This is a genomic window from Vibrio sp. 1580, from assembly GCF_033340055.1.
In genome coordinates this window covers 1-7,057 of the sequence record NZ_JAWOVT010000033.1, presented here as the reverse complement: position 1 = coordinate 7,057, position 7,057 = coordinate 1, and the positions used below count along the sequence as shown (strand labels likewise).

The 7,057-nt window shown below is 42.6% G+C and carries 12 protein-coding genes; 9 read left to right on the top strand and 3 right to left on the bottom strand.

All coding sequences use genetic code 11. The features are described from left to right. Positions 1–203 (top strand): hypothetical protein (locus tag R7093_RS23625; protein WP_169696969.1); only part of this gene is annotated, 203 nt, incomplete at its 5' end. A gap of 624 nt (positions 204–827) precedes the next feature. Here the strand turns inward: R7093_RS23625 and R7093_RS23620 are convergent. Beyond that, positions 828–1,088, bottom strand: coding sequence for a hypothetical protein (locus R7093_RS23620; RefSeq protein WP_318146841.1), 261 nt, complete (start codon positions 1,086–1,088; stop codon positions 828–830). A 133-nt stretch (positions 1,089–1,221) separates the two neighbouring features. On the opposite strand from R7093_RS23620, the gene R7093_RS23615 reads away from it, so the two are divergent. Together R7093_RS23615 and R7093_RS23610 are read left to right on the top strand one after the other, a co-directional pair. Continuing rightward, entirely contained in the window at positions 1,222–1,461 is a 240-nt protein-coding gene (locus R7093_RS23615; RefSeq protein ID WP_001139687.1) for a CopG family ribbon-helix-helix protein, read from the top strand. Further along, positions 1,451–1,735: a type II toxin-antitoxin system RelE/ParE family toxin gene (locus R7093_RS23610; RefSeq protein WP_086484181.1), complete on the top strand. Its 285-nt coding sequence runs from the start codon at positions 1,451–1,453 to the stop codon at positions 1,733–1,735. The genes R7093_RS23615 and R7093_RS23610 overlap by 11 nt, the downstream gene beginning before the upstream one ends. Before the next feature lie 316 nt (positions 1,736–2,051). Here R7093_RS23610 and R7093_RS23605 read toward each other — a convergent pair whose 3' ends face one another. Then, positions 2,052–2,615, bottom strand: a complete 564-nt coding sequence (locus R7093_RS23605) for a helix-turn-helix transcriptional regulator (RefSeq protein ID WP_318146840.1) — start codon at positions 2,613–2,615, stop codon at positions 2,052–2,054. Positions 2,616–2,729: 114 nt separating this feature from the next. On the opposite strand from R7093_RS23605, the gene R7093_RS23600 reads away from it, so the two are divergent. From R7093_RS23600 to R7093_RS23575, 6 genes are all read left to right on the top strand, one after another. Then, complete coding sequence (locus tag R7093_RS23600; protein ID WP_276443199.1) at positions 2,730–3,023, top strand: hypothetical protein; 294 nt, start codon at positions 2,730–2,732, stop codon at positions 3,021–3,023. A 27-nt stretch (positions 3,024–3,050) separates the two neighbouring features. Further along, positions 3,051–3,230: a hypothetical protein gene (locus tag R7093_RS23595; protein WP_169630992.1), complete on the top strand. Its 180-nt coding sequence runs from the start codon at positions 3,051–3,053 to the stop codon at positions 3,228–3,230. Further along, positions 3,230–3,358, top strand: coding sequence for a hypothetical protein (locus tag R7093_RS23590; RefSeq protein WP_276404996.1), 129 nt, complete (start codon positions 3,230–3,232; stop codon positions 3,356–3,358). Before R7093_RS23595 ends, R7093_RS23590 begins: the two co-directional genes overlap by 1 nt. Positions 3,359–4,157: 799 nt before the next feature. Next, positions 4,158–4,403 carry a hypothetical protein gene (locus R7093_RS23585; RefSeq protein WP_169631551.1) on the top strand — a complete coding sequence of 82 codons (246 nt, stop codon included), beginning with the start codon at positions 4,158–4,160 and terminating at the stop codon, positions 4,401–4,403. Beyond that, positions 4,396–5,292, top strand: a complete 897-nt coding sequence (locus R7093_RS23580) for a site-specific integrase (protein ID WP_318146839.1) — start codon at positions 4,396–4,398, stop codon at positions 5,290–5,292. The genes R7093_RS23585 and R7093_RS23580 overlap by 8 nt, the downstream gene beginning before the upstream one ends. Next, the gene (locus R7093_RS23575) at positions 5,289–5,936 is read left to right on the top strand and encodes a hypothetical protein (RefSeq protein WP_276458239.1); all 648 of its coding nucleotides are present in this window, start codon (positions 5,289–5,291) and stop codon (positions 5,934–5,936) included. The genes R7093_RS23580 and R7093_RS23575 overlap by 4 nt, the downstream gene beginning before the upstream one ends. A 762-nt stretch (positions 5,937–6,698) precedes the next feature. Here the strand turns inward: R7093_RS23575 and R7093_RS23570 are convergent. Then, a complete protein-coding gene (locus R7093_RS23570; RefSeq protein ID WP_005398517.1) occupies positions 6,699–6,947 on the bottom strand; it encodes a hypothetical protein in 249 nt (82 codons plus the stop codon). Between the last annotated feature and the right edge of the window lie 110 nt (positions 6,948–7,057).

Genomic DNA, 7,057 nt, shown 5'->3' with positions numbered 1-7,057 from the left:
AAATAAAAAAATACGACACTTTAGTAGATGCTCATACGATTAAACTTCTCGAAAATTTAACAATGGAAATTGGAAATGAAGAAGTTGCTCTACAAGTCACTATTTTGTCATTTGAAAAACTTTGGCATCAAATGGAAATGCATGGAGAGCCCAAAAACACATTTGAATGGCTTCAAATCGAAGCAAAGAAGCTCATAATTTAAAGCAACATAACGTTGTTTTGGTGCTTATTATTTTTGTTATGTTCAATGAAACCTAGAGAGAAGCAAAAACACCGATAGAGCGTTCCCTTTCGGCTACGCCGAACCCCTACCTCGTTGCCATCACTTTATGGCTGAAGTATCGGGGTTCATTTCACGCTTAACCTTGGGGTTTTCTCTCCCTTTCGGGCTGCCCTACGCTGTGCCGTCAGTGACTCAAGAACCTTTGCAGTTATTTGAATCATCCACCTCAGTGGCACACACCAGACCGTATTATCATTGAGCCTTACTCGATGCCTAGCAGCTGTAGCACCGTGACCTATTACGTCATTTCGGATCTAGTTCGTTCGCTGGCTACCTCAGGTATCCCTTGATCGGTAGCAGGATGCCATTGCCCACCCAAAACATCTTGATTCCAAATGGGCCTAGGGAATACTTGAAGTGCTTAAATGATATGAGCTATCATGAAAGAGCTTACCGACCGTTCAAAATCGTAAGTATTCCGACCAAAACCGACCCTGCAAGGTCGGTTTTGTCACATCTGGGGAAAGAGATTAATCCCAAAGGTGTTTGATCTCAATGCTCTTCTTGCTACGAATAAGTGTTCTCCACAAAGTGCAGTTATCGTTACAACAAATCCCACTGCTCACTGATTTGATTCATCATTGCTTCATGTAGCACCCCAGCAAAAGGTTCATCACATTTTTCATGAATAAAATTATGCGCGATATCAGAAAAGCAACCAATGCATGGACATGGTGACATCATCTTATGCGTTCGTGCCATATCCAAAAGGTGCACCTCAACCTCTTTTCGCATCTGCACTACTGGGCCAAAGAGAGTTTCTAATTCTAGAATCTCTTTTTTTCGTGATGACTTTTTTCCCATAGCTGAATTCTCGATAAACAATTTGAGGTTAGATCGTACCATAAAGGCCAAAATCGGTGTCGTTATTCCTATTATGGTAAATCCTCCCTCTTGTATTACAATGCATACAACGCAATACAAGAGGGAGACCACCATGCCATCTATGTCGGTAAGAATTCCTGACGATATCGAGCAAAAGTTAACGCAGCTTGCTGAATCAACAGGCAGAACAAAGTCTTGGATAACAAACCAAGCTATCCAAGATTACTTAGAGCGTGAGCTTTGGCAGATAAATGAAATTAAAGAAGCTCTTAGCGAAGCTGATGCAGGTCATTTTGCTAGTGCAGATGATGTGAAAAGTGCTTTCTCTAAGTGGGGTGTGAATGCAGATTAAATGGCTAAAAAAAGCGTTAATCAATTTAGAGCATTCAGCTGAATACTTACAGGAACAAAACCCTCAGTCAGCAAGGGACTTTGTTAAAGAAGTTCACGAACTAACAGAACTCCTGAAAGCAAACCCAGCAATGGGACGACCAGGGAGAGTGTTCGGAACAAGAGAACTAATCTTGCAAAAGTTTCCTTACTTAATACCTTATCGAGTCAAAGATAATCGCATTGAGATACTAAGGGTGTTCCCTACACGCATGAATCAACCAGATTTTTGGTAACTCAATAACTAAGAAAGGCTCCCCATCAGGAGCCTTTCTTGTAAGTGGTCTTGGGTTCGCAATATTGGTTATATGTTAAATGGACAAGATAGGCTGTAAGAATCCCCCTTACACCTCTTTATCAACTTCAGATTCAACTTTTCCCGTCTTAAGCAAAGCAATATATGGCTAAAACGCATTGAAAGTTTGTTACGATTTCAAAACGATTCGTAAGGATGGAATAACGCTTTTCATTTCAAACAAAAAACATTCGATAAGGCTTATTTTTCTTACTTAGTTTTAAAAATTGCCACTAAGAACTATCGAAAACGATGGTTTATTTATGACTTTGATCTGAGCTTTTATTTATCTCATTTCCCCACTCAAACGCTGCAGCAGCCTTTTTTACTAACACTCCTTCGATGAGCACTTGGGGTTCTGATTTTTTCTTTTTAATACTTGCTACCTTACCGATAGCAGTACCAACTGAAGCTCCTATCTTTACTGCAATTGGAGAAAGTTCTGTCATAAACATGGTTGCAGCTCCTGGCGATACAGAAAGTCGACCTTGAAGCTTTTCGTAACTGCTTTCAATTTCCCTTCCTATAATCAAACCATCATTATCTATACGCCTGGTATGAACTATCCAACCTTCATTCTTTAGGCCTTCAGAGACTCTATTAATATTGAAAAACATATCTTCTAAAGATACGAGCAGGTATTCGCAAGCCAATGCCATGTTCTCTACTGAGATTGAGGCCTTACCATTTTCCAACCTTCCCCATCCAGCATTCGTCATACCAATATGATCTGCCATATCACTTTGAGTGATTTTTTTGCTAACTCTCAATTCTTTGAGGCATAAGCCAATTATCGTTACCAAAGATGTCTCTTTAAGCATATCTGTATCCAATCTGAAAATTTTGAACATTATACTTGCGCAAAAGTAAAATTGACAGTAGATTAAACTCACAGTTTATAAAATCATTGATTCAAAGTTATCTAAGGGATTTATATGAATAGCATTGCGTTACCTCGTGTTGAAGTTTCTGCCCACGCCATTGATCGCTTGAGTGAACGCTGCTTGCATATCTGGCAAGAGCAGGGGAGAGAACGTGGCGTTGGTTTGATGAGCTTCTTTATCACTAAAAGTCGTGAAGCTTACGCCACCCTATTAAACGCAGTGGCAGGCAACTCTATCAGCATCTGTTCTTGTAAGGTTTCACATGATGGGGTGACCTATGTTTTTACCACAGAAAACGGTGTCACTCGCTTGGTAACAGGTTATTTATCAAACACCAGTAATTGATTTGATTTTTGAACAAGGAGAACTTCAATGTCTTTTGTTAATGCACTAGTAACCGTAGCTAAAGGAGCTGCAGCTGGAGTCGCTTTAGGTGTATCACTGCCAGTATTTGGAGCGGTAGGGACAATTACCGTAACAGGTGCAACAATCACATCAATTGCTGGAGCTGTTCTTGGAGCGGCAGATGCTTTGAATGAGGAGGATGAGTAATGACTTCACCAAAAGAAACCGGAGGGCCGGTAGTAAAATCAGGACCGACATCTGGGCAAGTAAGATCTCGTAATCAAAATGGTCGATGGCGTGCAAAACGCAGTGATGCAGGTAAACCGAAAAAGTAATAAGAACAGTCTTTATTAAGAAAACTGTATTTCAATACTGTATTCACCCCCTGGGAATACAGTAAGCTCACCTTGTCAGTTCTGCTTCGAATTTTCGTCAGTATATGGAGCTTAAACTAGCTATTTTCTTCCCAAGAAAATAAATGCTAAAAAGCATGTAGAAACATAACATTAAAGACAAACCGAACCACTCAAACACGGTGTTTCTTCCCCCAAAATGTCTTGAGTCACCTCACACTGTCACTACTACCTATCAAATTCGCTCAAAGTGCTCCCCTGTCGCTTCGCGATTTATGGAGCACCCTTCACAAATTTCGCGAGCCAACTCGCGCTATGTAGAAATTAAAATTTCCACATAGCGCGAGTATTTATCTAGCCAAAATGAATTTCACGCAACAAACAAGCTGCAACATTAACTTTGTTGACAATGATTAACCAGTTTCATAACCTCAAGACTTACCTTACTGCAAAAGCAGGACCCTGACCGCATAGCCGATTCGGCTGGTCTACGTTGCATTCAGAGCACCGTCCGGTCTGAGAACCGAGTTAATTTTGCTCTTGCCTGTGGGGAGTACGGCCTAGTTAAAACCGTATACGTTGGTTCCAATACTGATACCAATGGGGCTTTCTCAAAGTTAGCGAAACACAAAACTCAGTACGTTATCCATGCACGGAAAGTGGACGTAGTGGTGTGAACAGTCAGCCGGCTAAACGAAAAGTAGCAAATTGGCGAACGGCAGTGCCGTCTGGATACGTCAGAGTATTCGGCTAGTTCTTACGCAAACACATCGAGATTTTTATGAGCTTTGATCCCATCGCAGCGACCGAAGCTGCCAAAAAAGTACGTGCTCTACGCAAGGGCAAAAACTACAAAAAACGCACGTCCAAACTTGAGCCATTCCGCGCAGAAATCGCCAAGATGTATACCAGTGGCGCATCATTAGAACTGATCGCTCTACACCTCGAAACCAAACACAAACAATACGCCGCAAGAAGTACCATTCTTCGTTACCTTCATTCCATTGGAGTGACACGTCATGGCTAGAGGACATTTCGCGAAATCAGAGAATCAAGCAGCCTCGGTAATGAAAGAGTTACAGGGTAAAGGCAACATTATAGATTCGGTAGGCACAGCCAGGAACTACGAACAAGCACTTAAAACTTGCTGTGATTACCTGAAAGAATTCAAACTAGGCGCACTCCGAGAACTCACGCCAGAAAAAACTAAGACTTACTTAGAAACCCGCGCTCAAGAGTGTTCACAAAAAACGGTCGATATGGATCGTCAAGCACTCCAAACCATGATGCAGCATGTAACACATGAACTGAAAGAAACAGAAAAGCTCGATGTCGTAAAATCCTCTTTAGAGAGCATTGAAGCGTCCCGTTCTTACACTCCTGAGCAAGTTCATGCGATCACTCAACACCAATCGGACAGCCACGCGTTCTCTACTCAGTTGTGCCACGAATCGGGGCTACGCGCTCACGAGATTCTCACCTTACGTCCTTCAGGTGAAATGCCGCCAAGCCCAAGGGAAGTACACCAAGATAAATTTTCTCACCTCCCAAAGCCTTCTCAAACGTACACTGTAAAAGGCAAAGGCGGTCTGATCCGTGAAGTGCAGATCCCTAACCATTTAGCCGAACGACTAGAAGCACGCAGACTCGACACGCCCATCTCGGTGATCGACAGAGGCGTAAATTACGAATCTCATTACAACATAGTCGGTGGCCACAAATTTTCAGATGCATTCAGCAAAGCCAGTATACGTGCACTTGGTTACTCTAACGGTGCACATGGTCTACGCCACAGCTACGCCCAAAATCGTTATGAGCAATTAGCCAACCACTTTGCTCGCCTTGACGTCATGACGATTATTTCTCAAGAACTTGGGCATTTCCGCCCCGATATTACAGAGGTATACCTACGATGATTTGGGCTATCCCCCTCGTTATTTGTGGGCTGTTATTGGCCTTACTGTCTCCTTTTCTCAGCTTCCTGACCCCATCAGAGAGCATCGTTTTGGTTGATGTCGCCGACCCCAATAACCCCATCATTCTTGGGAGTGGTGCCAACACTCTTTGGGCACAATGGCAATGTTGGGCGTATATCGCTGCGTTTTGTCTTGTACTGGTCACTATCAGTGGCGTGCTCTTTAACGCCATCCGAGCATTTTCGGATGAAGTCATCATCGAAAGTAAACAAAGATTGTCACAACGATCGGAAGAACTGGAAACGCTCAAACAAGAGTACCGACAAAAAATCCAACAAGATGTTCTAAATGAACACGCCGAAAAAGAAGAGAAATTTAAACAATGGGAGAAAGGGCTACTTTCCATTCAGCACCAGACCGAAGAACAAGAACGAAAAGTACAGCATTGGATAGCACAAACCCAACACGCTCTAAAACAACAACAAAGAGAAAACCACAGTAAACTCGGACAGCGAGATAGATTGAGTGAACAGAAACGATGTATTGCTCAATTTTTGGAGGAGTCTAACTGGACTTTCCCAAATGGAGAAAAGTTCACGTATCGTGCTTTACTGGAACGAGCCAGACAACACAAGAAAGAGTAACTCCCCCCGCACCCCCCTCAGGGAAAATCAAAGATTTTCATTTGGGCATTGCCCACCGAAAAGAGCTCAAGGGGCTTTTTGAGTTGCCCACGCTCTTTTGTGGACAAGCCCAAAAGGGCAATAAGGTTGCCGCACAAGGCGGCGCTTTCAGCCCTTTCGGCTGCGCCGACCCCTACCCATTTTCGACTCGTTTTGAGTGAATCTGAGCATTGTCTGTGGTCGCTTTCCGTGGAGTTTTTTCTCTTACCCTTTCGGGCTGCCCTGCGCTGTGAGTAAGGCTTTTGGCCCCCATTCCAGTCTCACAACACCCATCACTTATTCCTTTTCCGCTCTCCCCGTCTAGCAGCTACAACAGGGCGGTTTTATCGTGCTTTCGCAAGTTATGATGAGTGCCTTTACCTGCCACCTATGGAACTTCCCTTGGTCGGTGGCTGATGCGCGTCGCTCTGTCCAAAACATCTTGATCCAAACAGAGTGCAGGGAATACTTGAAGTCGATTCGTGAAATGGTCTATCATGAAAGGACTTACCGGAGCGCTGAAACTCGTAAGTATTTCCGAAAAAACCGACCCTGCAAGGTCGGTTTTTTCACATCTGGAGAAAGAGATTAATGCTAAAAGCGTTTGATCTCAATGCTGATCTTCTTAGATCAGGTGATTATCCAACAAAAAAGCCTCCCTGATGGGAGGCTTTTTTGTTTCTAGTGTTCGTGTAGAACAATGCAGCTCTATCTGTCAGTTCACACAACGAGTGTTACGTTAAATTACTCATTACTTTCTTTTAAACCAAAGCAGTCCCACTCTATCAGCAATCGACTAAAATTATTTTTTGAAAGATATTTGGCATCTACACACTTACCATCATCATCGTACAGCACAAGGAAAAAAGAACTCGATTCTAGTGTACGACCTAACGAAAGCCATTGAGCAACAATTGTCTCGTAATGTTCTTGATATGATGCGATTTCAAAGCCTTTGTTATTCGATGTTTTAAAATAAATTTTTAGTTTCACGCTTTATCCCATTTATCTCATACACATCATATTTAAGACTAGGTTTGTGTGAGCAATTGAACGTTCTTAATAGACTTAGGCCAAAAAAAACCACTATATACGCAATTGAG